Annotated in this window: 21 protein-coding genes and 1 other RNA gene; 7 read left to right on the top strand and 15 right to left on the bottom strand. The window is 71.0% G+C overall.

What is annotated here, in order from left to right:
• The first annotated feature begins 53 nt into the window (after positions 1-53).
• A complete protein-coding gene (locus ABKA19_RS14860) occupies positions 54-653 on the top strand; it encodes an LON peptidase substrate-binding domain-containing protein (protein ID WP_353689557.1) in 600 nt (199 codons plus the stop codon).
• Here ABKA19_RS14860 and ABKA19_RS14855 read toward each other — a convergent pair.
• Positions 565-2,667 carry a VTT domain-containing protein gene (locus tag ABKA19_RS14855; protein WP_353689556.1) on the bottom strand — a complete coding sequence of 701 codons (2,103 nt, stop codon included), beginning with the start codon at positions 2,665-2,667 and terminating at the stop codon, positions 565-567. The two genes, ABKA19_RS14860 and ABKA19_RS14855, sit on opposite strands and share 89 nt — an antisense overlap.
• A 270-nt stretch (positions 2,668-2,937) precedes the next feature.
• Here ABKA19_RS14855 and ABKA19_RS14850 point away from each other — a divergent pair, with 270 nt between their 5' ends.
• From ABKA19_RS14850 to ABKA19_RS14840, 3 genes are all read left to right on the top strand, one after another.
• Positions 2,938-3,759, top strand: a complete 822-nt coding sequence (locus ABKA19_RS14850) for an SDR family oxidoreductase (protein ID WP_162377640.1) — start codon at positions 2,938-2,940, stop codon at positions 3,757-3,759.
• Positions 3,760-3,835: 76 nt separating this feature from the next.
• Positions 3,836-4,246 (top strand): DoxX family protein, encoded by a 411-nt coding sequence (locus ABKA19_RS14845; RefSeq protein ID WP_353689555.1) that lies wholly within the window; start codon positions 3,836-3,838, stop codon positions 4,244-4,246.
• Entirely contained in the window at positions 4,243-4,680 is a 438-nt protein-coding gene (locus tag ABKA19_RS14840; RefSeq protein ID WP_353689554.1) for a VOC family protein, read from the top strand. The genes ABKA19_RS14845 and ABKA19_RS14840 overlap by 4 nt, the downstream gene beginning before the upstream one ends.
• A 111-nt stretch (positions 4,681-4,791) precedes the next feature.
• On the opposite strand, the gene ABKA19_RS14835 is transcribed toward ABKA19_RS14840, so the two are convergent.
• Positions 4,792-5,661 (bottom strand): ion transporter, encoded by an 870-nt coding sequence (locus ABKA19_RS14835; protein ID WP_353689553.1) that lies wholly within the window; start codon positions 5,659-5,661, stop codon positions 4,792-4,794.
• Positions 5,662-5,793: 132 nt separating this feature from the next.
• On the opposite strand from ABKA19_RS14835, the gene ABKA19_RS14830 reads away from it, so the two are divergent.
• Positions 5,794-7,041 (top strand): acetylornithine transaminase, encoded by a 1,248-nt coding sequence (locus ABKA19_RS14830; protein ID WP_353689552.1) that lies wholly within the window; start codon positions 5,794-5,796, stop codon positions 7,039-7,041.
• A 493-nt stretch (positions 7,042-7,534) separates the two neighbouring features.
• Here ABKA19_RS14830 and ABKA19_RS14825 read toward each other — a convergent pair whose 3' ends face one another.
• Positions 7,535-7,765 carry a hypothetical protein gene (locus tag ABKA19_RS14825; RefSeq protein ID WP_353689551.1) on the bottom strand — a complete coding sequence of 77 codons (231 nt, stop codon included), beginning with the start codon at positions 7,763-7,765 and terminating at the stop codon, positions 7,535-7,537.
• Positions 7,766-7,868: 103 nt separating this feature from the next.
• Between ABKA19_RS14825 and ABKA19_RS14820 the strand changes: the two genes are divergently transcribed.
• Positions 7,869-14,006, top strand: a complete 6,138-nt coding sequence (locus tag ABKA19_RS14820; protein ID WP_353689550.1) for a fibronectin type III domain-containing protein — start codon at positions 7,869-7,871, stop codon at positions 14,004-14,006.
• 60 nt (positions 14,007-14,066) lie between these two features.
• Here ABKA19_RS14820 and ABKA19_RS14815 read toward each other — a convergent pair whose 3' ends face one another.
• From ABKA19_RS14815 to thiE, 3 genes are all read right to left on the bottom strand, one after another.
• Positions 14,067-14,693, bottom strand: a complete 627-nt coding sequence (locus ABKA19_RS14815; protein ID WP_353689549.1) for an HAD-IA family hydrolase — start codon at positions 14,691-14,693, stop codon at positions 14,067-14,069.
• A gap of 73 nt (positions 14,694-14,766) precedes the next feature.
• A complete protein-coding gene (hemL, locus tag ABKA19_RS14810; RefSeq protein WP_353689548.1) occupies positions 14,767-16,059 on the bottom strand; it encodes a glutamate-1-semialdehyde 2,1-aminomutase in 1,293 nt (430 codons plus the stop codon).
• Positions 16,060-16,178: 119 nt separating this feature from the next.
• Complete coding sequence (gene thiE / locus ABKA19_RS14805) at positions 16,179-16,808, bottom strand: thiamine phosphate synthase (protein ID WP_353689547.1); 630 nt, start codon at positions 16,806-16,808, stop codon at positions 16,179-16,181.
• Between the two features lie 71 nt (positions 16,809-16,879).
• Here thiE and ABKA19_RS14800 point away from each other — a divergent pair, with 71 nt between their 5' ends.
• Entirely contained in the window at positions 16,880-17,068 is a 189-nt protein-coding gene (locus tag ABKA19_RS14800) for a rubredoxin (protein WP_162377647.1), read from the top strand.
• A gap of 77 nt (positions 17,069-17,145) precedes the next feature.
• On the opposite strand, the gene ABKA19_RS14795 is transcribed toward ABKA19_RS14800, so the two are convergent.
• The 9 genes from ABKA19_RS14795 to ABKA19_RS14755 all read right to left on the bottom strand — a co-directional run bounded on the left by ABKA19_RS14795 (position 17,146) and on the right by ABKA19_RS14755 (position 23,539).
• On the bottom strand, positions 17,146-17,991 hold the full coding sequence (locus ABKA19_RS14795; protein ID WP_353689546.1) for a SirB1 family protein: 846 nt from the start codon (positions 17,989-17,991) through the stop codon (positions 17,146-17,148).
• 83 nt (positions 17,992-18,074) lie between these two features.
• Complete coding sequence (locus tag ABKA19_RS14790; protein WP_353689545.1) at positions 18,075-18,536, bottom strand: DUF192 domain-containing protein; 462 nt, start codon at positions 18,534-18,536, stop codon at positions 18,075-18,077.
• A gap of 31 nt (positions 18,537-18,567) precedes the next feature.
• Entirely contained in the window at positions 18,568-19,215 is a 648-nt protein-coding gene (gene rpiA / locus ABKA19_RS14785; RefSeq protein ID WP_162377649.1) for a ribose-5-phosphate isomerase RpiA, read from the bottom strand.
• A gap of 75 nt (positions 19,216-19,290) precedes the next feature.
• Positions 19,291-19,761, bottom strand: a complete 471-nt coding sequence (locus tag ABKA19_RS14780; RefSeq protein WP_353689544.1) for an EVE domain-containing protein — start codon at positions 19,759-19,761, stop codon at positions 19,291-19,293.
• Positions 19,758-20,360 (bottom strand): 5-formyltetrahydrofolate cyclo-ligase, encoded by a 603-nt coding sequence (locus tag ABKA19_RS14775; protein ID WP_353689682.1) that lies wholly within the window; start codon positions 20,358-20,360, stop codon positions 19,758-19,760. The genes ABKA19_RS14780 and ABKA19_RS14775 overlap by 4 nt, the downstream gene beginning before the upstream one ends.
• A 135-nt stretch (positions 20,361-20,495) precedes the next feature.
• A non-coding RNA gene (ssrS, locus tag ABKA19_RS14770) (6S RNA) lies at positions 20,496-20,678 on the bottom strand.
• Positions 20,679-20,805: 127 nt separating this feature from the next.
• Positions 20,806-21,108, bottom strand: coding sequence for a cell division protein ZapA (locus ABKA19_RS14765; RefSeq protein ID WP_353689543.1), 303 nt, complete (start codon positions 21,106-21,108; stop codon positions 20,806-20,808).
• Positions 21,105-21,326, bottom strand: a complete 222-nt coding sequence (locus ABKA19_RS14760) for a TIGR02449 family protein (RefSeq protein ID WP_162377653.1) — start codon at positions 21,324-21,326, stop codon at positions 21,105-21,107. Before ABKA19_RS14760 ends, ABKA19_RS14765 begins: the two co-directional genes overlap by 4 nt.
• 50 nt (positions 21,327-21,376) lie before the next feature.
• A complete protein-coding gene (locus ABKA19_RS14755) occupies positions 21,377-23,539 on the bottom strand; it encodes a putative bifunctional diguanylate cyclase/phosphodiesterase (RefSeq protein ID WP_353689542.1) in 2,163 nt (720 codons plus the stop codon).
• Positions 23,540-23,691: the final 152 nt, after the last annotated feature.

Raw genomic sequence — 23,691 nt, 5'->3', positions numbered from 1 at the left:
ACGCCGCGCCGGGTTCGCGCTAACCTGAGCCGGATGCACGCCACCGCCACGCCGTGACCCCCACCGAACCTTTGCCGCTGTTCCCGCTGCACACCGTGCTGCTCCCTGGCGCGCCGCTGGGATTGCGCGTGTTCGAGCGGCGCTACCTGGACCTGGTCGCCGAATGCGGCCGCAACGGTCGCGGCTTTGGCATCTGCATGATCCTGGAAGGCGAAGAGGTCGGCGCGCCGGCCACGCCGGCGGCGTTCGGCGTGGAAGCGCGGATCGAGGATTTCGGCAGCGACAGCAACGGCCTGCTGACCCTGCAGGTGCGCGGCCAGCGTCGCTTCCGCGTGGCCCGCAGCCGGGCCCGCGACAGCGGCCTGCTGGTCGGCGACGTGCTGTGGTGCGAGGACGCCGGCACGCCGTCGCTGCTGCCGCAGCATGCCGCGCTGGCCACGTTGCTGGGCGAACTGCTGGACAAGGTCGGCGGCGAATATCCCGGCCTGGGGCATGCCGGCGCCAACCTCCGCCAGCTGGAGGATGCCGCCTGGGTCGGCTGGCGCCTGGCCGAGCTGCTGCCGCTCAGCGACGAGCAGCGCCTGGCGCTGCTGCAGGAGGACGATCCGCACCGGCGCCTGGACCGGCTGCTGGAGTGGATGGACGAGGAGTAGCAGTAGCCGGCGGCACGGCGATGCCGTCGGTGCGCAGGCGCAGCACCGGCAGGTGCGACTCCGGATGCGGGGCGACCACGTGCGGCAGGTCGCGCAGCGGGCCCAGCGCCTGTTCCAGCGCCGGATCGGCGCCGGGCAGCGGCCGCCAGGTGACCAGCAGCCCGAGGTCGTGCTTGAAGTGCAGGGTCTGCGCCGTGCCCACCCACAGCGGCACGTCGCCCGGCTGCAGGTGCACGGGCGTCGGCCACAGCCGCAGCACGTGGCGCAGCTTGCCGTCGGCGGTATCGTGGACCATCAGCAGGGCTTCGGTGCGCGCGTCCAGCGTCGCCGGCAGTACCGGCACCTGGTCCGGCCCGGAGTCGGTGTCGAGCAGGCTGATGGCCTGCATCCACTTCGCCTGTGGCTGCACCCGCCAGCCGGCGGCCACCAGCCGCTGCTGCAGCGGCGCCAGCGGCCCGGCGACCTGTACGTCCAGCGGCCAGCGCAGCTGGTCGTCGAACTCGTTGCGCCGTGCCGGTTGCAGCATCCACTCGTGGCTCCACCAGTCCTCCAGGTCCTGCACCACCGGCAGCGCCGGCGGCGGCTCGAACTTGGCCAGCTTGGCCTCGACGTTGCGCGGCGCGTACCACAGCGCCGCCGCGGCGAAGGTGCCGTAGAACAGCCAGCCGATCGGCTTGATCCAGAACGAACGGTTGAAGCGGCGGCGGTAGGCGATGCCCAGTACCAGCAGCCAGACGATGCCCAGCAGCATCCCGCCGATCACGTCGCTGAGCCAGTGCGCGCCCAGGTACAGCCGGGCGAAACCGATCACCGCCACCACCGCGCCGGAGACCAGGTACGGCCAGACCCGGTCGCGCCCGGGCAGTTCGCGCGCGATCAGCACTGCGAAGAAGCCGAAGGCGATCGTGGTCATGGTGACCGCGATCGACGGAAAGCCGAAGCCGCTGCTCGCGCCCGGCGGGCGGACCACGTCGACGGTATTGCCGAGCAACCAGGTCAGGGCCAGGCCGAAGGCCAGCGCGGCCAGCCAGTGCGCCGCGGCCATCCAGCGCCGGCGCCAGACGAAGTAGCCCAGCACCATCGCGCAGGCCGGCGCCAGCACCGGCCAGTCGCCGAGCGAGGCCAGTGCCGCCATCGGATAGTCGGCCAGCGGGTTGCGCAGCGCCAGCATCATCTGGTGCACCGCCAGGTCCATGGCCAGCGGCTCGCCGTGCCCGATCACCACCACCAGCTGCGCGAACCAGGCCCAGCCGATCGCCAGCAGCAGCACCGCCAGCAGCGCCAGCGAGGTCGATTCGCGGTGCGAAGGATCGAACACCGCCGCCGAATGCCGGCCCATCACCGGATGCCGGTGCGACCAGTCCAGCGCGCGTGCCAGCAGCGAGTCGGCATGGTCGGCGAACCAGCGGTAGGTATAGAGCACCCAGGCCCAGGCCAGCGCCAGCACCAAGACGAGCAGGCCCAGCACGATGAACAGGTGGCCGGCCACCGCCGCGACCGCATCGTAGGCGCGGCCCAGCACCCAGCCCGGCGCCAGGAACAGCAACGCCCACGACAGGCTGGCCAGGCCGCTGGCGAACAGGTAGCGGCGGACCGGCATCCGCGCCATGCCGGCGATGGCCGGCACGAACGGCCGCACCGCGCCGACGTAGCGGGCGACCAGGATGCTGGTGAAGGCATTGCGCCGGAACAGGATCTCGCCGCGTCCCAGCAACTGCGGATAGCGGCGGAACGGCCACACGCCGTGCAGCCGGTCGCCCCAGCGCCGCCCGATCCAGTAGCTCAGGCCGTCGCCCAGGAACGCGCCCAGGGTGGCGCTGGCCACCGCATACGGGCCGGAGATCTCGCCCATGCCGATCAGCACCCCGACCGCGAACAGCAGCGGCAACGCGGGCACGACCGCGCCGACCACGATCAGCGCGTCGAGGAAGGCGACGGCGAAAACCACCGCACCGGCGAGGATGGGGTGGTTCCCGATCCAGGCCAGTACGGCGTCCATCCAGGAGGAATCCATGGCGCGGATTATAGGTGGCGCCTCCCGGCGCCAGGCTTAAGCGCGGATGGCTGGCGGGCCTTGGCCGCCGGGAGTTCCCGTCGTGCGGGGCTAGAAGCACGGCTTGCCGGCGACATGGGCGCCGGAGCCTTGATGACGCCGCCCGTGCCGGCGGCATCGCGTCGCGGGTGCCTTCCCACGGACGCATGTCCGGTCTCCCGGGCTCCTACAACAGCGGCCATCCGCGCGACAATGCGCCAACTACGCGATCCGCGATCCCGAGGCGACACGATGGCCACGCTGGCTGGCAAGACCCTCTTCATCACCGGTGCCTCGCGTGGCATCGGCCTGGCCATCGCCCTGCGCGCGGCGCGCGATGGCGCCAACGTGGCGATCGCGGCCAAGTCCTCGGTGCCCAACCCGAAGCTGCCCGGCACCATCCACAGCGCCGCCGATGCGGTGACCGCCGCCGGCGGCCAGGGCCTGGCGCTGAGATGCGACATCCGCGAGGAGGACCAGGTGCGCGCGGCGGTGGCGGCGACGGTCGACGCCTTCGGCGGCATCGACATCCTCGTCAACAACGCCAGCGCGATCTGGCTGCGCGGCACCCTGGACACGCCGATGAAGCGCTTCGACCTGATGCAGCAGGTCAACGCCCGCGGCACCTTCCTCTGCTCGCAGGCCTGCCTGCCGCACCTGCTGGAGGCGCCCAATCCGCATATCCTGACCCTGGCGCCGCCGCCGTCGCTGGATCCGAAGTGGTGGGGAGCGCACACCGGCTATACCCTCGCCAAGATGGGCATGAGTTTCGTCACCCTCGGCCTGGCCGCCGAATTCGGGCCACGTGGCGTGGCCGTCAACGCGTTGTGGCCACGCACGCTGATCGGCACCGATGCGCTGAACATGATCCCCGGGGTGAGCGCCGGCAACGGCCGGCGCCCGGAGATCGTGGCCGATGCGGCGCATGCGGTGCTGGTGCGGCCGGCGGCCGGGTTCAGCGGGCGCTTCCTGGTCGACGACGAGGTGCTGGCCGAGGCCGGTGTCGCCGACCTCTCCGGCTACGCGGTGGACCCTTCGCAGCCGCTGCTGCCCGACCTGTTCCTCGACCCGTGAGCCGGATGCGCCGGTTCCGCGCCGGGTGCCGCAGGCCACCGGCGTATGCTGGCCCGCCCCGATGCGAGGCGCGGCGATGACGACCCTTGCGGCAAGGCAGGGCCTGGACCTGGTCCGCCGGGTGCTGGCGACGCTGCTGTTCATCCATGGCCTGGCCCGCGTGCTGGCAGGCGGCGTGGCACCGTTCGGCGCGTTCCTCGATGCGCAAGGCTTCCCGGCCGGACTGGTGCTGGCGTGGGCGGTGACCGTGTTCGAGCTGGTGGCCGCGCCGGTGATGGCCTGGGGCCGGTGGGTGACGCCGGTCGCACTGGTGTTCGCCGCGATCTACGCCTGCGGGATCTGGCTGGTGCACGCCCCGGCCGGCTGGTTCGTGGTCGGCCTCGGCCGCAACGGCGCCGAGTACAGCGTGCTGATCATCGCCTGCCTGCTGGCCAACGCCTGGGCGCACCGCCACCAACCACGTCTCTCCAAGGGAGCCGAACCATGAAGTACCTGCACGCGATGATCCGCGTCCACGACCTGGACGCGACCAGCCGCTTCCTCACCGAGGGCCTGGGCCTGCGCCAGACCCGGCGCATGGACCACGAGGCCGGGCGCTTCACCCTGGTGTACTTCGGCGCGCCGGAGAACCCGGAGGCGGAAATCGAGCTGACGTACAACTGGCCGCCGGCCGACGGCTCGCCGCCGGAGGACTACGGCAACGCGCGCAACTTCGGCCACCTGGCGTTCCAGGTCGACGACATCTATGCCCTGTGCACGCACCTGCAGTCGCTGGGCGTGACCATCAACCGCCCGCCGCGGGACGGCCGCATGGCGTTCGTGCGCACGCCGGACCTGATCTCGATCGAGCTGCTGCAGAAGGGCGACGCGCTGCCGCCGGCCGAGCCCTGGCTGTCGATGCCCAATACCGGCAGCTGGTGAACCGCGCGCCGCCGGAAAGCCCCCCGCTTCGCCGGTAGGCGAGCGTAGAGCGGGGCTTGCCCCGCTGCCTCCACCCGCCGCACTGGCCGCGACCGCGCTGCCCGCGACGCCCTAGGCCGGATCGGGCAACCGGTGCCCGCAGCTGCGGCAGTGGCGCGAATCGCGGCTGTGGCCTTCCAGCCCGCACTCCGGGCAGCCCCGCTGGTCGAAGCGGCGTGCCTCGTCCTCGCTCTGGCGCAGGCTGGTCGCCAGCTCGGCGGTGTAGATGCCGGTGGGCACGGCGATGATGCTGTAGCCGGTCAGGATCAGCAGCGAGGTGACGAAACGGCCGAGCACCGTCTGCGGGACGATGTCGCCGAATCCCACCGTGGCCATGGTCACGATCGCCCAGTACATGCTGGTGGGAATGCTGGTGAAGCCGTTGCGCGGCCCCTCGATCACGTACATCAGCGCGCCGGCGACGGTGACGATGGTCAGCACCGAGAACAGGAACACCAGGATCTTGCGCCGGCTGCGCCACAGCGCCTGCAGCAGGATGCCGCTCTCCTCGACGTATCGGGTGAGCTTGAGGATCCGGAACAGCCGCAGGATGCGCATCACCCGCACCGCTAGCAGGCTCTGCGCGCCGGGCACCAGCAGCGACAGGTAGGTCGGCAGGATCGCCAGCAGGTCGATCACGCCCCACACGCTGAGCATGTAGCGCAGCGGGCGCTTGACCACCGCGATGCGCAGCAGGTACTCGGCGGTGAACAGCAGGGTGAAGGCCCACTCGACCATGTAGAACACGGCGGCATAGCGCTGGTGGAGCCGCTCGACGCTGTCGAGCATCACCACCCCGATGCTGGCCACGATCGCGGCCACCAGCAGCAGGTCGAAATTGCGCGACGGTGGGGTGTCGTGCCGGTGGATGATGTCGTACCAGGTCCGACGCCAGCCGGTATCGCGCGCGGGATTGAGCTGGGGAGCCATGAACAGGCGCATGCGCCGGAGGATCGTCGCCGGAAGGCATCGGGTCAACCTGCGCCGGCCGCCGGCGATGGCGGACGGCCGCGGAGCCGGCCGATAATGCGCCCGCCGGCCGCCGCCGGCGACACCGGACGCGATCGCCACGCCATGAACGACACCACGCTTCCCGCCGACGGCACCGCCGCCCTGCTCGATCTGGGCCACCGCTACTACCTGCCCGTCTACCGCCCGCGCGAGCTGGTGCTGGAGCGCGGCCAGGGCGCGCGCCTGTGGGACAGCGAGGGCCGCGAGTACGTCGACCTGGCCGCCGGCATCGCCGTCTGCGGCCTGGGCCACAACGATCCGGACCTGCACGCCGCACTGGTCGAGCAGGCCGGCAAGCTCTGGCACACGAGCAACGTGTTCTTCAGCGAGCCGCCGCTGCGCCTGGCCGAGGAACTGGTGGTCGCCAGCCGCTTCGCCGAACGCGTGTTCCTGTGCAACTCCGGTGCCGAGGCCAACGAGGCGGCGATCAAGCTGGTGCGGAAATGGGCCGCCTCGCAGGGCCGGCCACCGCAGCAGCGGGTGGTCGTGACCTTCCGCGGCAGCTTCCACGGCCGCACCCTGGCCGCGGTCACCGCCACCGCCCAGCCCAAGTACCAGGAAGGCTACGAACCGCTGCCCGGCGGCTTCCGCTACGTCGACTTCAACGACATCACCCAGCTGGAGACGGCGATGGCCGCCGGCGACGTGGCCGCGGTGATGCTCGAGCCGGTGCAGGGCGAGGGCGGGGTGATGCCGGCCGCATCGGGTTTCCTGCGCCAGGTGCGCGAGCTGTGCGACCACCATGGCGCGCTGCTGGTGCTGGACGAGATCCAGTCCGGCATGGGCCGCACCGGCACGTTGTTCGCGCATTGGCAGGACGGCGTGGTGCCGGACATCGTGACCCTGGCCAAGGCGCTGGGCGGCGGCTTCCCGATCGGCGCGATGCTGGCCGGGCCGAAGGTCGCCCAGGTGATGCAGTTCGGCGCGCACGGCACCACCTTCGGCGGCAATCCGCTCGCCGCGGCGGTGGCGCGGGTGGCGTTGCGCAAGATCGCCTCGCCGCAGGTCTCGGCGAATGTGTCGCGGCAGTCGCACGCGCTGCGCGAGGGCTTGCTGGCGATCGGCACCGAATTCGACCTGTTCGAGCAGGTCCGCGGCCGCGGCCTGATGCTCGGGGCGGTGCTCGAGCCGGCGTTCGCCGGTCGCGCCGGCGAGATCCTCGACCACGCCGCCGCGCACGGCCTGCTGCTGCTGCAGGCAGGCCCGGACGTACTGCGCCTGGTGCCGGCGCTGAACCTCACCGACGCCGACGTGGCGGAGGGGCTGGCGCGGCTGCGCGCGGCAGTGGCGGGGTTCCTGGCTCGCGGTTGAACTGCTGCGGGCACCACGCCGCTCCGGGTCCGTTCGCGTCGAGGCTCGAGCTGCCCCACCGGCGGCTGTGGACGGAGGCGGCCCACGCCACGGGACAGGCATCCGGTCGATCCGGTCGAAACCAGACTCAGGAGGCCTTCGAGCCTGTAGACTTGCGCCTCGCTGACTGTGACGCAGTTCCGGGTTTTCCGTGGGTGATGGGATGTACCCGTTTTTCGCGGTAGTTGTGTAACTGGGGTTGCAGAACCGCAATGCAGCAGGGCACGTCCATCGAGGGCGTGCCGTGCGCGTATCGACGATTCAGGGGGAAATAGATGTCATTGGCCAGGCTCGTCCACGCGCTGGACGATGGGGCGATCGTGCCTCTGCGCGCAACTTCGGCGATGGCCGGGTCAATTGACCTGACGGCTGGATGCGGTCCCGAGATCCGCGCACACCTCGGCGATCGGGGAAGCATCGCCGTGGAACGGAAACATGCGGGGCGCACCCACGCCTACGCAAACCGCAAAGCCAGCCCGGATGCCATCCGCACCGAGGCGGACGATCGACGCACGCACCAGGACACCCGCATGCCCGGAAAGATGCCCCATTCGTTGATGTCGAGGATCAGGTGCAGCGCTTTGCCGCTCCTGCTGGCTTGGCTTGTCCCGGCCGCCAGCGCCCTGGCCGCGTGCGACTGGCCGCTCAGCTTCACCAGCGTCGGCCAGACGATCCAGGTGAACACCAGTAGCTGCGATTCCTACGCTGCCACCGGGGGCGAGTATGGCGGGTTGTTCCGAGTCGCGGGAACGGATGCGCAGAATGTATACGGCATAGGCGTCGATGCCGTGACCGGTGCGCCCCAGCCGACAGACGTCGATGGCAGCAATGTCAGTAATGGCGGCGTCTACACGTTCTCGCACAACCTGAGCACCGGCGTGGTCAGCATCACGCTGAAGACCGCACCTGCCGGTAGTACCGACACCATCACCCTCTACTCGTACGACGGCCCCGATCTGCCCGGCGGTGGCCCGCCCTACGCACCGGCAAATACGCTCAATACATTCAACGTCACCTACAACGGGGCTCCAGTCGCCAGCAGCTTCACCCACGGTTCGGTGGTCGCCTATAACGATGGCGCCGACGTCCCGTACAACTTCAACCTGGCATTCGCCGTCAGCCAGTCGCCGACCAGCTACGCCGTGGGCTCGGCGACCACCGCCAACGGCGGCTCCGTCACCATCAATGCGGCCGGCGACGTCGGCTACACGCCGCCAGCCGGCTTCCGTGGGAACGACGCATTCACCTACACGGCGACCAATGCGAGCGGGACCTCGAACCCGGCGACCGTCACCCTGGTGGTCGGAAATCCGGCCCCGTCCTCCAGCGTGGACGGATCCGGCGTGCTGGGCATCTCCTTGTCCGGCGTCTCGGTGCAGACCAGCGGGGGGAGGGCGCCTTACACCTGCGCCACCACGCTCGCGTCCGGATCGTTGCCGGCTGGCACGCAGCTCAACTCCAACTGCGCCATCACCGGGACGCCCACGCAAACGGGCACGTTCAACTTCACCGTCCAGATCACCGACAGCTCCACCGGCACGGGTCCGTACACATGGACCAGCGGCGGCCTCGGCCTGGTCGTGACATCGGGCGTGCCGACGGTTACCGCGGGCAACATCAGCATCGGCGGCGCGAGCGGCATGGGTGGTGCATTCAAGATCGGCGACACCATCACCGCGACCTGGAACAACACCGTCGGCGGCGACAACAACAGCGGCGTTACCGGCGTGACCATCGATTTCAGCCAGTTTGGTGGCGGCGCCTCCGTGGCCGCGACCAACAGCAGCAACACGTGGACCGCAACGTACACCCTCGTCTCCGGCGCGATCGACGCGACCGGCCGCAACGTCAGCGCGACCGCCACCGGGCCCGGCGGCAGTGCCACCACCGCCGACACCGCCAATGCCGTGGTCGACAACATCGCGCCGACCGTAACCGATGCGCGGATCAGCATCAGCGGGGCGTCCGGAACGGCAGGCGCCTACAAGATCGGCGATACCGTCACCGCCACCTGGAACAACACCGCCGGAGGCGACAACAACTCCGACGCGATCAGCGGCGTCACCGTCGACTTCACCGATTTCGGCGGCGGCGCGGCAGTCACGGCGACGAACAGTTCGGGTACCTGGACGGCCACCTACACGATCGTCTCCGGATCGATCGACGCGACCAACCGCAACGTCTCGGTGACCGCAATCGACAACGCGGGCAATGCGACCCGCACCTCCGACACGACCAACGCGACCGTCGACAACGATGCACCCGGTGTCACCAGCATCGTGGCGAGTGGCTCGCCCGCCTCGACCGACACCTCGGTCGCCTTCACGGTCACCTTCGACGAGGCGGTGGCTGGCGTCTCCACCGACGACTTCACCCTCGTGGGCACCGGCAGCGCCTCGGGCACCATCGCCAGCGTGTCGACCTCCAGCGGCAACTCCTTCAACGTCAATGTCGCCGGCATCAGCGGCAACGGCACGATCAAGGTCAACCTCAACGGCTCGACCAACATCGTTGACGACGCCGGCAACGGCGTCCCGTCCTACACCAGCGGCACCACCCACACGGTGGCGGTGCCGACCGCCCCAGGTGCCCCGACCATCGGCACCGCCACGGCGGGCGACGGACAGGCCACGGTGACCTTTACTGCGCCCGGCAGCGATGGCGGCCTGGCGATCACCACGTATACCGCGACCGCCAGCCCCGGCGGCGCATCCGGCAGCTGCGCGGGCCCGGCGGCCTGCACCGCGACCGTCGCCGGCCTCACCAACGGCACCGCGTACACCTTCACCGTGACCGCGACCAATGCCGTCGGCACCAGCGTGGCCTCGGGCGCTTCCAATGCGGTCACGCCGAAGGCCAACCAGACCATCACTTTCGCCAATCCGGGTGCGCAGAATTTCGGGACGGCCCCGACCCTGTCGGCCACCGCGACTTCCCCGCTGGCGCCGACGTTCAGCTCCTCCACCACCGGCGTGTGCACCATCAGCTCGGGGGGCGCGCTCACTTTCGTGACCGCGGGCAGCTGCACCATCGATGCCGACCAGGCGGGCGACAGCGCCTGGAACGCGGCCGCCACGGTGACGCAGACCTTCACCGTCAACGCGATCGTGCCTGGCGCCCCGACCATCGGCACCGCGACCGCCGGCGACACCCAGGCCAGCATCGCCTTCGGCGCACCGGCTTCCAGCGGCGGTGCCGCCATCACCGGCTACACGGTCACCGCCAATCCTGGCGGCGCCACCGGTACCGGCGCCGGTTCGCCGATCACGGTGACCGGCCTGACCAATGGCGTGTCCTATACCTTCACCGTCACCGCCACCAACGCCGCCGGCACCGGCGCGGCCTCGGCGGTCTCCAACGCGGTGGTCCCGGCCGAGCCGCAGACCATCACCTTCGCCAATCCAGGCACGCAGAACTTCGGCACGAATCCGGACCTGAGCATCCTGGGCGGCGGCGCCTCCGCCACCTCCGGCCTCGCGGTGACCTTCAGCTCCTCCACGCCCGGCGTGTGCACGATCACCACCGGTGGCGTGCTCACCTTCGGCGCCGCCGGTACCTGCACCATCAACGCCGACCAGGCTGGCGACAGCAGCCATCTGCCGGCCCCCCAGGTCACCCATTCGTTCACCGTCGCGCCGGTCGTGCCCCACGCACCCACCTCGGTGGTGGCGACCGCCGGCGATACCCAGGCCGCCGTCGCCTTCGTCGCGCCGGTCAACATCGGCGGCTCGGCCATCACCGGCTACACCGTGACGGTTTCGCCGGCGGACGTGGCGCCGGTGAACGGCGCGGGTTCGCCGATCGTGGTCACCGGCCTGACCAACGGCCAGGCTTATACCTTCACCGTGACGGCCGACAACGCCGCCGGTACCGGCCCGGCATCGTCCGCGTCCAACTCGATCACGCCGAAGGCGACGCAGACCGTCACGTTCAACAATCCGGGCGCGCAGAACTTCGGCACCACGCCGACGTTCACCGCCACGTCCGACGCCGGCTTGAGTCCGACCTTCACCTCGTCGACGCCGGCCGTGTGCACGATCACGTCCGGCGGCGCGGTCACCTTCGTCGCGGCCGGCACCTGCACCATCAATGCCGACCAGGCGGGCAATGGCAGCTACCTGGCGGCCCCCCAGGTCACCCGCTCGTTCCTGGTCAATGCCGTGGTCCCAGGCGCACCCACCATTGGCACGGCGGTGGCCGCCAGCGGCAGCGAGGCGGACGTCGCGTTCACCCCGCCGGCGTTCAGCGGCGGCGCCGCAGTCACTGGCTATACCGTGACGGTCAATCCGGGCGGTGCGACCCGTACCGGCAGCGCCAGCCCGATCCGGGTGGGCGGCCTGGTGCCGGGGAGTACCTACACGTTCACCGTCGCCGCGACCAATTCGTCCGGAACGGGCAGCCCCTCGGCCGCCTCCAACAGCGTGACCCTCCTGCCTCCGCTGGTGGCCGGGCCGGTCAGCGCCACGGTCGCCTTCGGCGCGGCGGCAACGCCCATCACCTTGGACATCACCGGCACGCCGACCTCGGTGGCCGTGGATACCGCGCCGGCGCACGGCACGGTCGCGGTGAGCGGCACCACCCTCAGCTACACCCCGGCGGCCGGATATGCGGGCACGGACAGTTTCACCTACACCGCGTCAGACGCATTCAGCACGTCGGCCCCGGCCACGGTGAGCATCACCGTCTCGGCGCCCGTGGTGGCGATCGATACCACCAGCGTGGCCGAGGCCACCGCCGGGAGCGCGTACACGCAGGCACTGGCGGCCAGCGGCGGCGCGGCGCCCTACAGCTATGCGGTCACCGCCGGCGCGCTGCCGGCAGGCGTGACGCTGTCGCCGGATGGCATGCTCTCGGGTACGCCCACGGTGGCCGGCGCGTTCGCCTTTACCGTCACCGCCACCGACAGCAGCACCGGTGCGGGCCCGTTCACCGCCGCGTACAGCTACACCTTGCAGGTCAATGCGCCGGCAATCGCGGTCGGCCCTGGCGCGTTACCCGCCGCGGCCGGCGCCAGCGACTACCACCAGGCGGTGACCGCCACCGGAGGCGTGGCGCCCTACCGCTTTAGCGTGACCGCCGGGGAACTGCCGGACGGACTGACCCTGTCCGCGTCGGGCGACCTCTCCGGCACGCCCACGGCCGCGGGCAGCTATGCGTTCACCGTCCAGGCCGCGGATGCGCACGGGTTCACCGGCGAGCACGCCTTCAGCCTCACGGTGGAAGCGGTCGCCCAGACGATCGAGGACTTCCTGGCCAACCCGACCGAACCGGTCTACGCACAGGGCGGGACTTTCGGCGTGTCCGCACGCGGTGGCGCTTCGGGCAATGCCGTGCTGTTCGCCAGCACTACCCCGGCGGTGTGCTCGGTGCACGACGGCACGGTGACCATGCTGTCCGCCGGCGTGTGCGCGCTGACCGCCGACCAGGCCGGTGATGCGGTGTACCAGGCCGCCCCGCAGGCGCGGCTGGAGGTGACCATTGCCGCGGCCACGCCGGTGCTGAGCTGGCTGGCCGAACTGGGCAAGGTACTCGGCGAGGAGGACTTCGACCTGCCCGACCCGCAGAGCAACAGCGCCGGGGCGTTCGCCTTCACCAGCAGCGATCCGGCCGTGGCCACGGTCAGCGGCCGCACCGTCCGCTTGGTCGGTGAAGGTACCGCCATGCTGGTCGCCACCCAGGCTGCCAGCGGCAGCTACCTGGCCGCATCGGTGCAGGTACAGCTGACCGTGTCGGCGCGGCCGGATCCCACGAACGACAGCCAGGTCACCGGCGGCCTGCAGGCGCAGGTGGATGCCGCGGTGCGCTTCGCCCAGGTCCAGCAGGCGAACATCCGCGACCGCCTGCGCCAGGTCCGCAACGGGCAAAACCCGTCCAGTACGAATCTCACCCTGGCCTATGCCGGCAGCGAGCACATGCCGGGACTGTCGGTGCCGGTCGGCCAGGCGGCCACGGGTGCGATACCGGCGATGCCGCAGGGGTGGGGCGTGTGGCTGGCCGGTACGGCCACGTTCGGCAAGAGCGGCCGCAATGGCAGTGCGGGTGGCGCATTCGACTTCGACACCGGCGGCATCACCCTGGGCGCCGACCGCACGCTGGGCGAGCACACGCTGCTGGGCATGGCCGCCAGCTGGGGCCGGCAGGGCACCGACTTCGACGGCACGCCGTCGAAGGTCGACGCCGACCAGCGCTCGCTGGCGGTGTACGGCCTGTGGCGCGCCGGCGAGCACCTGTTCGTCGACGGCATGCTCGCCACCGGCCGGCTCGATTATGAGCTGGCGCGCTGGAGCGAGGCTGCCGGGGCGACCGCGCACGCCACCCGCGATGGCGACCAGTGGTTCGGCTCGTTGACGTTCGGCTACGAGCATCGCGGCGCCAGCGGCATGAGCCTGACCGGTTACGGCCGCTACGACGGGCATCGCGCCGACCTGGACGGCTACGTCGAGACGGGGCTGGGCATGTACGACCTGGTCTACGGCCGCCAGCAGGTGGACAACAGCGCGCTGGCGGTGGGCCTGGAGGGCGACCATCCGTTCAAGGGCATCCGTGCGAGCTGGCGTCCGTTCTGGACGGTGGAGTACCGGATTGCGCTGGAGAACCAGGGCGACGTGGCGATCAACTACGTGCAGCGCCCGCTGGGCAACGACTACGCGCTAGCGATGCGCAGCTACAACGACGACATGCTGGCGCTGGGGGCGGGCCTGGACCTGCAGCTGGACAGCGGCTGGATGTTCTCGCTGCTGCTGGGCCACGAGCAGGGCCGCAACAGCCTGCGCAGCAACAGCATCGGCCTGCAGGTGCGCTACGGCAGCCAGCCGGGCGTAGCGCCGGTGTACATCGACGAGCCCGGCCTGGGGTACGAAGAGGATCGCGGGAGGCGTTGCCGTGGCCAGGGCGACCGCTGCAATGCCGGCGGCGTGGGCCACTGACGGTCGCGAACGCCCGAAGCGGGAAGCGACGGCGGCCGGGCTTTCCCGGCCGCCGTCGCATCAGGCGGCCGCGAGCAGGCCGTACCGCGACAGCACGCGGCGCATCGAGCGGGCATCGCGGACGGTATCCGCATGCAGGCCGGCGCGGCGCGCACCCTGGACGTTGACGAACAGGTCGTCGACGAACAGCGTACCCGCGGCCTGGCCGCCCAGCCGCGCGAGCGCCTGTGCGTAGACCGCCGCATGCGGCTTGCGGCCACCGAACATGCCGCTGCACAGCACGCGGTCGTCAAGCGCGGGAAACAGGTCCGGGACGATCCGCGGGATCGCCCTGGCCATCAGCGGACCATTGTTGGTGAGCACGGCGATCGGCAGCTGCCGAGCCACCGCCGCGACCATCGCCATGACCCGCGGTTCGGCGCGGCAGGCGGCGACACGGGCCTCGATCCAGGCGTCCTCGTCGACCCGGGCACCCAGTCCATCGCCGAGCCGGCGCAGGTAGTCGCCGGTGGCCAGGGCGCCGCTGTCGTAGGCGGTTTCCAGGCCGGAGGCGAACAGCACTTCGGCGACCCTTGCCGGTTCGCAACTTGCGGTCGACGCCAGGTGCGCGCAACGGCGCGCCCGTTCATAGCGTGCGAGCACGCCGTCGAAGTCGAGCAGCAGCAGGTCCAGGTGCGGCGGGATCATCGCGAGGCATGCGCCCGGCGCCGCCACCGGTCCGTCGACCGTCGCACCGCCATCGCGCAGGCCGCCACCGCCGTCAGCCCGCGGCCGCCGCCTTGAACGCCCCGCGTGCGGCGTCGATCGTGGCGGCGACCACGGCCTCGTCGTGTGCGCTGGACATGAAGCCGGCCTCGTATGCCGACGGCGCCAGGAACACCCCGCGCTCGAGCATCGCGTGGAAGAAGCGGTTGAACGCGGCGATGTCGCAGGCGGTGGCCTGGGCGTAGGTTTCGACCTGCTGGTCGGTGAAGAACAGGCCGAACATCGCCCCGACGCGGGTGGTGGTCACGGCCACGCCAGCGTCGCGCGCGGCCGCTTCCAGGCCTTCGCACAGCGCGGCGGTGGCCGCGGCCAGGCGGTCGTGGAAGCCCGGTGCCTGGACAAGCTCCAGCATCGCCAGGCCGGCGGCCATCGCCACCGGATTGCCCGACAGCGTGCCGGCCTGGTAGATCGGGCCGGCCGGCGCGATCTGCTGCATGAGGTCGCGACGGCCGCCATAGGCGCCCACCGGCATGCCGCCGCCGATGATCTTGCCGAAGGTGGTCAGGTCCGGGGTGATGCCGTAGTGCGCCTGCGCGCCGCCGAGGGCGACGCGGAAGCCGGTCATCACCTCGTCGAAGATCAGCAGCGCGCCGTGCTTCGTGCACAGCGCGCGCAGGTGCTGCAGGTAGCCTTCGCGCGGCGGGATGCAGTTGGCATTGCCGACGACCGGTTCGATGATCAGCGCGGCGATCTCGCCGCCGATCTCGTCGAACAGCCTGGTCGCGCCCTCGAAGTCGTTGTAGCTCAGCGTGGCGGTCAGCTCGCTCAGCCCGGCCGGCACGCCGGGGGAGGTCGGCACGCCCAGGGTCAGCATGCCGCTGCCGGCCTTGACCAGGAACGAATCGCCGTGGCCGTGGTAGCAGCCCTCGAACTTGACGATGCGCTGGCGGCCGGTGGCGCCGCGCGCCAGGCGGATCGCCGACAGCGTGGCCTCGGTGCCGGAGTTGACCATGCGCACCATCTCGCACGACGGCACCAGCCGGGTGATCGTCTCGGCCATGGTCACCTCGGCCGCGCACGGTGCGCCGAACGACAGGCCGTCGCCGATCGCCTTCTCCACCGCCGCGCGCACCACCGGGTGGTTGTGGCCGACGATCATCGGGCCCCAGGAGCCGACGTAGTCGATGTAGCGGTGGCCGTCGACGTCGTACAGGTACGGCCCGTCGGCGCGCTGCACGAAGAACGGCTCGCCGCCCACCGACTTGAACGCGCGCACCGGCGAGTTGACCCCGCCCGGCAGCAACTGCTGGGCGCGCGAGAAAAGGGCGTGGGAGCGGTCGTGGTTCATCGGCGGAATCCTGTACGGCGAGAGGGACATTGTAGGAGCCGATTCATCGGCGACACGAGCATCGGGATGGCGGGGGCGTCGCTTGTGCCGACGCCCCCGGGTCGCCGATGAATCGGTTCTTACAGAAAGCAGCGCGCGTAGGCGCGGACCGCGGCGACCGGGTCGGGCGCTTCGAACACCCCGCCGATCACCGCGACCAGGTCGGCGCCGGCGTCCACCAGCGGGCCGGCGTTGGCCGGGGTGATCCCGCCGATGGCCACCCGCGGCACGCCCAGTGGGGCGGCATCGCGCAGCAGGTCGACCGTGGCGCGGCGGGTGGTGGCCTTGCTGCTGGTGGGGAAGAACGCACCGAAGGCCACGTAGCTGGCGCCGGCCGCGACGGCGCGCCCGGCCAGGTCCAGGCGGTCGTAGCAGGAGGCGCCGACGATCGCGTCGGGTCCAAGCAGGGCGCGGGCGGCCGCGACTTCGCCGTCGTCCTCGCCCAGGTGCGCGCCGGCGGCGCCGATCGCCAGCGCCAGTGCGGCATCGTCGTTGACCAGCAGCGGCACGCCGGCGGGCGTGCACAGCCCCTGCAGCGCGGCCGCCTGCTCGCGCCGCAGCGCCGCGCCGGCGGCCTTGTTGCGGTACTGCAGCCAGGCCACGTCCTGCCCCAGCAGCGGCGCCACCCGCGCCAGCAGGCGCGCGGTGTCAGTTTCGTCTGGCGTGATCAGGTAGAGGCCGCGGGGCGGCCGGCCTTGCCGGGGTTCCATCGGGGTTTCCGCTGCGGCGGCGGCAGTGGGACAATGCCGTCCCGCGCCCGTGCCGAAGCCTGCATTATCCGATGAGCGAACCCGATGCCACCACCTACCGCAGCTGGATGTGCGTGGTCTGCGGCTTCATCTACCACGAGGCCGACGGCCTGCCGGAAGAGGGCATCGCCCCGGGTACGCGCTGGGAAGACATCCCCGACACCTGGACCTGCCCGGACTGCGGGGTGACCAAGGACGACTTCGAGATGGTCGAGCTGTAGGCGCCGGTCCAGCCGCGAACCCACGCCGTCCCCGTCGATGGCATCCGCCACCACGGCGCCAGGCCGCCGGCATCGGCTCAGTGCAGCGAGGCGCGCATGCCGCCCGCATCGACCAGGCGGTCGCGGATGGCCTCGGCGTCGGCCGCGTCGGGCACCAGCTCCAGGTAGCGCGCCAGGTCCTGGCGGGCGCCGCGCAGGTGGTCCAGTTCCAGGTAGGCCAGGCCGCGGTCGCGCAGGGCCTCGGACTGGCCGGGCATCAGCCGGAGCACGCGGTCGGCGCTGCGCGCCGCGCGGTCCCACTCGTTCTTCTCGGCGTACACGCCGTGCAGGTTGCGCAGCACCCGGACCAGGATCGCGCGCGCGGGGGCGGGGCTCAGGATCTGCAGCAGGACGCTGTCGTCCGGCGCCTGGCCCAGGTGCGGCTTGGCCCGCTCGCGCAGCTCCTCCACCGCCAGCGGCCGGCCGCCATTGAACGGATCCATCACCAGCAGGCCGCCATCCACCGGCAGGCGGACCAGGAAGTGGCCGGGGAAGGACACGCCGTCCAGCGGGATGTCGAGCCTCCGCGCGACCTCCATCTGCACCATCGCCAGCGAGATCGGATTGCCCAGGCGCCGGTCCAGCACCTGGTTGAGATAGCTGTTGCGCGGGTCGTAGTACTCGTCGTGGTTGCCGCTGTAGCCCACTTCCTCGAACAGGTGGCGGTTGATCGCCGCCATCTTCAGCGGTGGCTGGCCGATGGCGGCGACTTCCTCGCGCAGGTGGTCGGCATGGGCCTGCACCAGCGCCTCGTACGGGGCCGGGTCCAGGTCGGGATACTCGTCGCGGGCGATCAGCAGCGCGGCCGGCAGCAGCGGCAGCGAATCGTCATCCAGCGCGGCCAGTGCGGTCCAGTCAGGCAGTGGCATGCGATCGATCCCCATGGCGCAAGACTGGGGCCAGCGATGGCGACAATCAAGCCCCGCAGGCGCCGCGCCGGCGTGCGCGGCGGGGCCGCGCGCCGGACTCAGTCGCCGGCCTCGGGGGCGATGCCCGGGCCGAAGGTCAGCAGCGCGCCGTCCTCCAGTTTCAGGCGCGCGGCCTGGCCGGCGTTGAGCTCCAGCACGTACTGCGCGGGGGCGCGGCTGGGATAGGGCGGGCAACGGTCGCCGGCCGAGCAGGGCGGCACGTCGCGCTGCTGCGACACCAGCCGCCGGTCGCGGTCGAAGTAGAGGATGTCGAGCGGAATCCGGGTGTTCTTCATCCAGTACGCCTGCGGTTCCTGGCGGTCGTGGATGAAGAGCATGCCGTGGTCGTCGGCCATGGCGTCGCGGAACATCAGCCCGCGTGCGCGCTCGGCGTCGTCGTCGGCGACCTCGACCTGGAAGCGCTCGCCGCCGACCTCGACCCACGGCGTGCGCGCCGAGGCGCAGGCGCTGAGCGCGAGCAGCAGCGGCAGCAGGGACAGGCGGGCGAGGGATCGGATCATCGGCGCGGCTCCGCAGGGGGGTGGGAATGGTTCAGAGCACCAGCGGCGGCTCGCCGCCCACGATCACCACGTCGGCCGGCCGTCGCGCGAACAGGCCGACGCTGACCACGCCCGGGATCTGGTTGAGCTCGGTCTCCATGCCCACCGGATCGGTGATTGCCAGGTTGTGCACGTCCAGGATCCAGTTGCCGTTGTCGGTGACCACGCCGTCGCGCCACACCGGCTGGCCGCCGGTCAGGGCCAGGATTCGTCGCGCGACCAGGCTGCGCGCCATCGGGATCACCTCCACCGGCAGCGGGAACCGGCCGAGCACCGGCACCTGCTTGGCCGGGTCGACGATGCACACGAAGGTCTCGCTGGCTTCGGCGATGATCTTCTCGCGGGTCAGCGCGGCACCGCCGCCCTTGATCAGGCGCTTGTGCGGGTCGCACTCGTCCGCGCCATCGACGTAGAGCTTCAGCGGGCCGGCGGCGTTGGCGTCCAGGACCTCGATCCCGAGCGCGCGCAGGCGCGCCGTGCTCTGCTCCGAGCTGGACACCGCGCCGGCGATGCGGTCGCGGATCCGGCCGAGCGCATCGATGAAATAGGCCACGGTGGAGCCGGTGCCGACGCCGACGACCATGCCGTCCTCGACATAATCGATGGCCTTTTCGCCGGCCAGGCGTTTCGCTTCGGACATGGGGCGGGCTCGCTCGGGGATGCGGTTAGTTTAGGTGCCGGCCGGGCGGGGGGCTCCCGGGACGCGGCGGCAGGCTCATTCCAGCGACAGCAGCAGCTTCCACTGCGCGGCGGTGACCGGGAACACCGACAGCCGGCTGCCGCGCGCCACCAGCGGGAAGGCTTCGCCCAGCGCCTCGGCGTGCTGCTTGATCTCGTCCAGGGCGATGGTGCGCGCGAGCTTGCGCTCGAACGCTACGTCGACCAGGAACCAGCGCGGCTGCTCGCGGGTAGCCTTGGGGTCGTAGTAGTCCGACCGGGGGTCGAACTGGGTCTCGTCGGGATAGGCGGTGCTGGCGACGCGGGCGATGCCGACGATGCCGGGGACCTTGGCGTTGGAGTGGTAGAACAGCACGCCGTCGCCGACCTTCATGCCGTCGCGCATGAAATTGCGCGCCTGGTAGTTGCGCACCCCGTTCCAGGGCTCGGTGCCGACCCGCTGCAGGTCGTCGATGGAGAAGGCGTCCGGTTCGGACTTCATCAGCCAGTAGCGCTTGCGGGCGGTCATGCAGGCTCGCTTCGGGGTTCGCGGCGGGGAAGGAACGTGGCGTTTTCGGTGCAGATCGCGTCGGGCAGGACGTCCCAACCGGCCGCGTCCAGCGCCGGCACCTGCTGCGCGGAAAATGCGGCGCCGACCAGCCAGGGCGGGGCCGAGCGCCGGTGGCGGAAGGCGAAGGCGCGATCATACCAACCGCCTCCCATGCCCAGCCGTCGGCCGGCGTCGTCGAAGCCCACCAGCGGCATCACCGCCATCGCCAGCGCCTCGGCGGGCAGGCCGGAGGCAGGCTCCACGTCGGGTTCGGGGATGCCGAAGCGGTTGGTGACCAGCGGGTCGCCCGGACGCCACGGCGCGAAGCGCAACTGATCGTCGCCGTGCAGCAGGGGCAGGCAGTAGACCAGCCCCGGCGGCAGGCGCAGCTGCAGCACATGCAGTCCGATTTCGCCGTCCAGCGCCCAGTAGCCGGCGACATAACCTTCGCGTGGCAGGAACGGCAGGGCCAGGATCCGCGCGGCCAGTGCCTCGGCGCCGGCGATCCGCGCGGCGGCGGGAAGCCCGCGGCGGCGTTGGCGCAATTCGCGGCGCAGCGAGGCGCGGTCCTGGGTCATTGGCGGATGGCCATCGGAAGCGGGAGCGGTGGCGCGCATGATCGCGGACTTCGGCACCGGCGCCAAGGCGCCCACGGCAATGATGCCTGCGCGGAAACGGCAACGCCTCCCGAAGGAGGCGTTGGCCAGAAGAAGGCATTCTCCACCATGCCGATGCGGCGAAACGACCTTGAACCCGAGGTCCAAGTGGGAACGCTAGGAAACCATCGGGCTTTCCGCTACGTGGCGGACATGCACACCCGGCGTCGTCGCATCCCCGGTGTCGTTTTTAAGGGACAAGGCGAATGTTTTGCCAGCTGTCGAACACGGCAGAGAACGCAGGGGAATTATAGCGCTCCGCCTCTCCCTGCCTAGCCCGTCCGTCGGTAGGCGGGAAGAAATCGGCAATGCAGGGTTCAGCCATGCAAGATCGCGCCTATCGACGCACAACGACGCGACGGCGCATTCAGCCGGCGCTGCTACCGAGCAGGCCGTCCAGGCGCCTGTTCAGCGCTTCCAGCGTGCCGGCCAGCTCGCGCTGCTGGGAATCGCGTTCCTGGCGCAGCTGCTGCACCTCGTGCGCCAGGTTGAGCGCGGCCAGCACCGCGATCCGGTCCAGCGCGACCATCCGGTTGTTGCCACGCAATTCGCGCATGCGCGCGTCCAGCAGGCGGGCGGCGGCGAGCAGCCCGTCGCGTTCCTCGGCACTGACGCCGACGGTGTACTCGCGATCGAGGACGCGGACGCCTACCGGTTCGCTGTTGCTCACGTGTGCTGCTCCAGCGACTTGAGGCGGGCGATCATCGCTTCCACCCGCGAGCGTGCCTGCTCGTTCTTGTTCAGCAGTTGCGCGCGTTCGGCGAACAGCTGCTCCTGCTGCTGGCGCAGGCTGCGGTTCTCGTCGGCCAGGCGCTGGCTGCGCTCGACCAGTGCTTCCACGCGCGCGGCCAGGGCGCGGAGCTGGGCGATGGCGTCGGAAGGATCCATGGCGGCCACGATAGGCAGCGCCCGTACGGGCGGTCAAGCGGCGCGGCGGCTCAGGCCGGGACCGGTACCGGCCGCGACAGGAAGGCCAGGCACTCGTCCCGGTCCATCGCCGCGGCGACGTAATGGCCCTGGACCTCGTCGCAGCCGTGGTCGCGCAGGAACTTGAGCTGGCCGGCGGTCTCCACGCCCTCGGCGACCACGGTCAGGGACAGCGAATGGCCCATCGCGATTACCGTGCTGGTGATGGCCTCGTCGTCCGGGTCGCGGGTGAGGTCGCCGACGAACTCCTGGTCGATCTTCAGCGTGGTCAGGGGCAGGCGCTTGAGATAGGCCAGCGAGGAGTAGCCGGTGCCGAAGTCGTCCACCGCCACGCCCACGCCCAGGATCCGGCAGGCGTGCAGGACGCTGGCGCTGCGGCCGACGTTGGCCATGATCGCGCTTTCGGTCAGCTCCAGTTCCAGCTGGCCGGAGGCGACGCCGGTTTCGGCCAGGATCCGCGCCAGGGTCGCGGCGAGGTCGCCGCGCAGCAGCTGGATCGCCGAGACATTCACCGACATGCGCATGCCCTCCAGCCCCGCCTCGTGCCACCGGCGCAGGGTGGTGCAGGCCTCGCGCAGGACCCATTCGCCGATCTCCAGGATCAGCCCGGTGTCCTCCGCCAGCGGGATGAACTGGTCCGGCGGGACCAGGCCGAAGTCCGGGTGGTGCCAGCGCACCAGGGCCTCGGTGCCGACCACGCGCTGCTCGTGCAGCGAGTAGCGCGGCTGGTAGACCAGGGTCAGCTCGTCGCGCTCGACCACCCGGCGCAGCAGCCCGGCCAGGGTCGCGCGCCGGCGGGTGGCCTCGTCCATCCGCGCCGAGTACACCTGCCAGGTGCGGCGACCGGCGGCCTTGGCCTGGTACATCGCGGTGTCGGCATGCTTGAGCAGTTCGGTCGGGACCTGGGCGTGGTCCGGGAACAGGCTGATGCCGATCGACGGCGACACGGTGATCTCGTGGTGCTCGTCCAGCGCCAGTGGCAGCGCGAACGATTCGATCACCCGGCGGGCGACCTCCTCGGCCTCCTCCGGCGCCGCCAGGCCCTCCAGGACCACGGTGAACTCGTCGCCGCCCAGCCGCGCCACGGTGTGCTGCGGGCCGACCGCATGCTGCACGCGCTCGGCGGCCGCGCGCAGCACGCGGTCGCCGGTGGCGTGGCCGAGCGAATCGTTGACGTCCTTGAACCGGTCCAGGTCCAGGAACAGCACCGCGACGTGCCCGCCCTCGCGGCGCGCCCGCACGATCGCGCGCGCCAACCGTTCCGACAGCAGCGAGCGGTTGGGCAGGCTGGTCAGGGCGTCGTAGTTGGCCAGGTAGCGCAGCTCCTGCTCGGCGCGCTTCTGCTCGGTGATGTCGCTGAGCACGACCACGTGGAAGTTGACCTCGCCGCCGGCATCGAGGATCCCGTTGTGCTTGACGTGGCACAGGATTTCTTCGCCGTCGCGGCGGGTCATCCATACGTTGCCCTGCCAGTGCTGGCGTCCCAGGTCCTGGCGCAGCGCGCTGCCGCGGCCCTCGCTGTGGTCGCTGTCGAGCATGGTGAACGGGCGGCCGAGGGCCTCCACGTCGTCGTACCCGGTGATCTGGGAGAACGCCGGGTTGACCGCGACGAAGTTGAGCTCGCGGTCCAGTACCGCCACCGCCTCGCTCATGCTGCGCAGGACTTCGCTGGCGATGCGCCGCTCGGCTTCGGCGTGGCGGTTGGAGGTGGTGTCGCGCGCGGTGCCGGCCAGGCGCCGTGGCCGCCCGGCCGCATCGCGCTCGACCGTGCGCCCGTGGACCCGCATCCATACCCAGTTGCCGTCGCCGTCGGCATCGACCCGGTGCTCGGACGAGAACACCGGGTCGCGGCCGCGCAGGTGCGCGCGCAGCCGCCGGCGCAGGCTGGCGCGGTCGTGCGGATGCACCACCGGCAGCGATACCCGGCGACTGCTCACCGACAGGCCGATGCCGGGTTCGGCTCCGGATTCGTCGGCATGGAGCAGGTGCAGTTCGCGACGGTCGAGGTCGAAATCCCAGAACTGTTCGCCCGAGCCCCACAGGGCGACAGTCAGGTGTTCCTCACGGGTCTTGAGCGCCTCGTGCTGGCGCAGGTGGCTGTTGCGCCAGCGCCAGAGCAGGAGCAGGACCGCGATCGTCAGTCCCGCTGCGACCGCCATGAGCGCGGCGGTCATCGGGGGCCGGTCCGGCGGGGTCCTGCCTTGCGGTATCGCGCAACGACGTCGGACGGCATGGGAGGCGGGCTGAATGGGCGATCCCCCCGAGTGTAGGCATGCCTGGGGAACGGCCACAAGCGGCGCCACCGGGGCGATTGATACACTGCCGC

The sequence above is a fragment of the Pseudoxanthomonas sp. Soil82 genome (assembly GCF_040446535.1).
GTDB lineage: Bacteria > Pseudomonadota > Gammaproteobacteria > Xanthomonadales > Xanthomonadaceae > Pseudoxanthomonas > Pseudoxanthomonas kaohsiungensis.
The sequence above is the reverse complement of the archived record's forward strand: the minus strand, read 5'-3'. Positions and strand labels throughout refer to the sequence as shown.

Excerpts from the sequence above, each read along its gene's own strand:
- thiE (WP_353689547.1), bottom strand. The coding sequence starts at position 16,808 with ATGGAACCCCGGCAAGGCCGGCCGCCCCGCGGCCTCTACCTGATCACG.
- ABKA19_RS14815 (WP_353689549.1), bottom strand. The coding sequence starts at position 14,693 with ATGATCCCGCCGCACCTGGACCTGCTGCTGCTCGACTTCGACGGCGTG.
- ABKA19_RS14845 (WP_353689555.1), top strand. The coding sequence starts at position 3,836 with ATGACGACCCTTGCGGCAAGGCAGGGCCTGGACCTGGTCCGCCGGGTG.
- hemL (WP_353689548.1), bottom strand. The coding sequence starts at position 16,059 with ATGAACCACGACCGCTCCCACGCCCTTTTCTCGCGCGCCCAGCAGTTG.
- ABKA19_RS14800 (WP_162377647.1), top strand. The coding sequence starts at position 16,880 with ATGAGCGAACCCGATGCCACCACCTACCGCAGCTGGATGTGCGTGGTC.
- ABKA19_RS14850 (WP_162377640.1), top strand. The coding sequence starts at position 2,938 with ATGGCCACGCTGGCTGGCAAGACCCTCTTCATCACCGGTGCCTCGCGT.
- ABKA19_RS14755 (WP_353689542.1), bottom strand. The coding sequence starts at position 23,539 with ATGACCGCCGCGCTCATGGCGGTCGCAGCGGGACTGACGATCGCGGTC.
- ABKA19_RS14780 (WP_353689544.1), bottom strand. The coding sequence starts at position 19,761 with ATGACCGCCCGCAAGCGCTACTGGCTGATGAAGTCCGAACCGGACGCC.
- ABKA19_RS14840 (WP_353689554.1), top strand. The coding sequence starts at position 4,243 with ATGAAGTACCTGCACGCGATGATCCGCGTCCACGACCTGGACGCGACC.
- ABKA19_RS14830 (WP_353689552.1), top strand. The coding sequence starts at position 5,794 with ATGAACGACACCACGCTTCCCGCCGACGGCACCGCCGCCCTGCTCGAT.
- ABKA19_RS14835 (WP_353689553.1), bottom strand. The coding sequence starts at position 5,661 with ATGCGCCTGTTCATGGCTCCCCAGCTCAATCCCGCGCGCGATACCGGC.
- ABKA19_RS14760 (WP_162377653.1), bottom strand. The coding sequence starts at position 21,326 with ATGGATCCTTCCGACGCCATCGCCCAGCTCCGCGCCCTGGCCGCGCGC.
- rpiA (WP_162377649.1), bottom strand. The coding sequence starts at position 19,215 with ATGTCCGAAGCGAAACGCCTGGCCGGCGAAAAGGCCATCGATTATGTC.
- ABKA19_RS14795 (WP_353689546.1), bottom strand. The coding sequence starts at position 17,991 with ATGGGGATCGATCGCATGCCACTGCCTGACTGGACCGCACTGGCCGCG.
- ABKA19_RS14790 (WP_353689545.1), bottom strand. The coding sequence starts at position 18,536 with ATGATCCGATCCCTCGCCCGCCTGTCCCTGCTGCCGCTGCTGCTCGCG.
- ABKA19_RS14775 (WP_353689682.1), bottom strand. The coding sequence starts at position 20,360 with ATGACCCAGGACCGCGCCTCGCTGCGCCGCGAATTGCGCCAACGCCGC.
- ABKA19_RS14855 (WP_353689556.1), bottom strand. The coding sequence starts at position 2,667 with ATGGATTCCTCCTGGATGGACGCCGTACTGGCCTGGATCGGGAACCAC.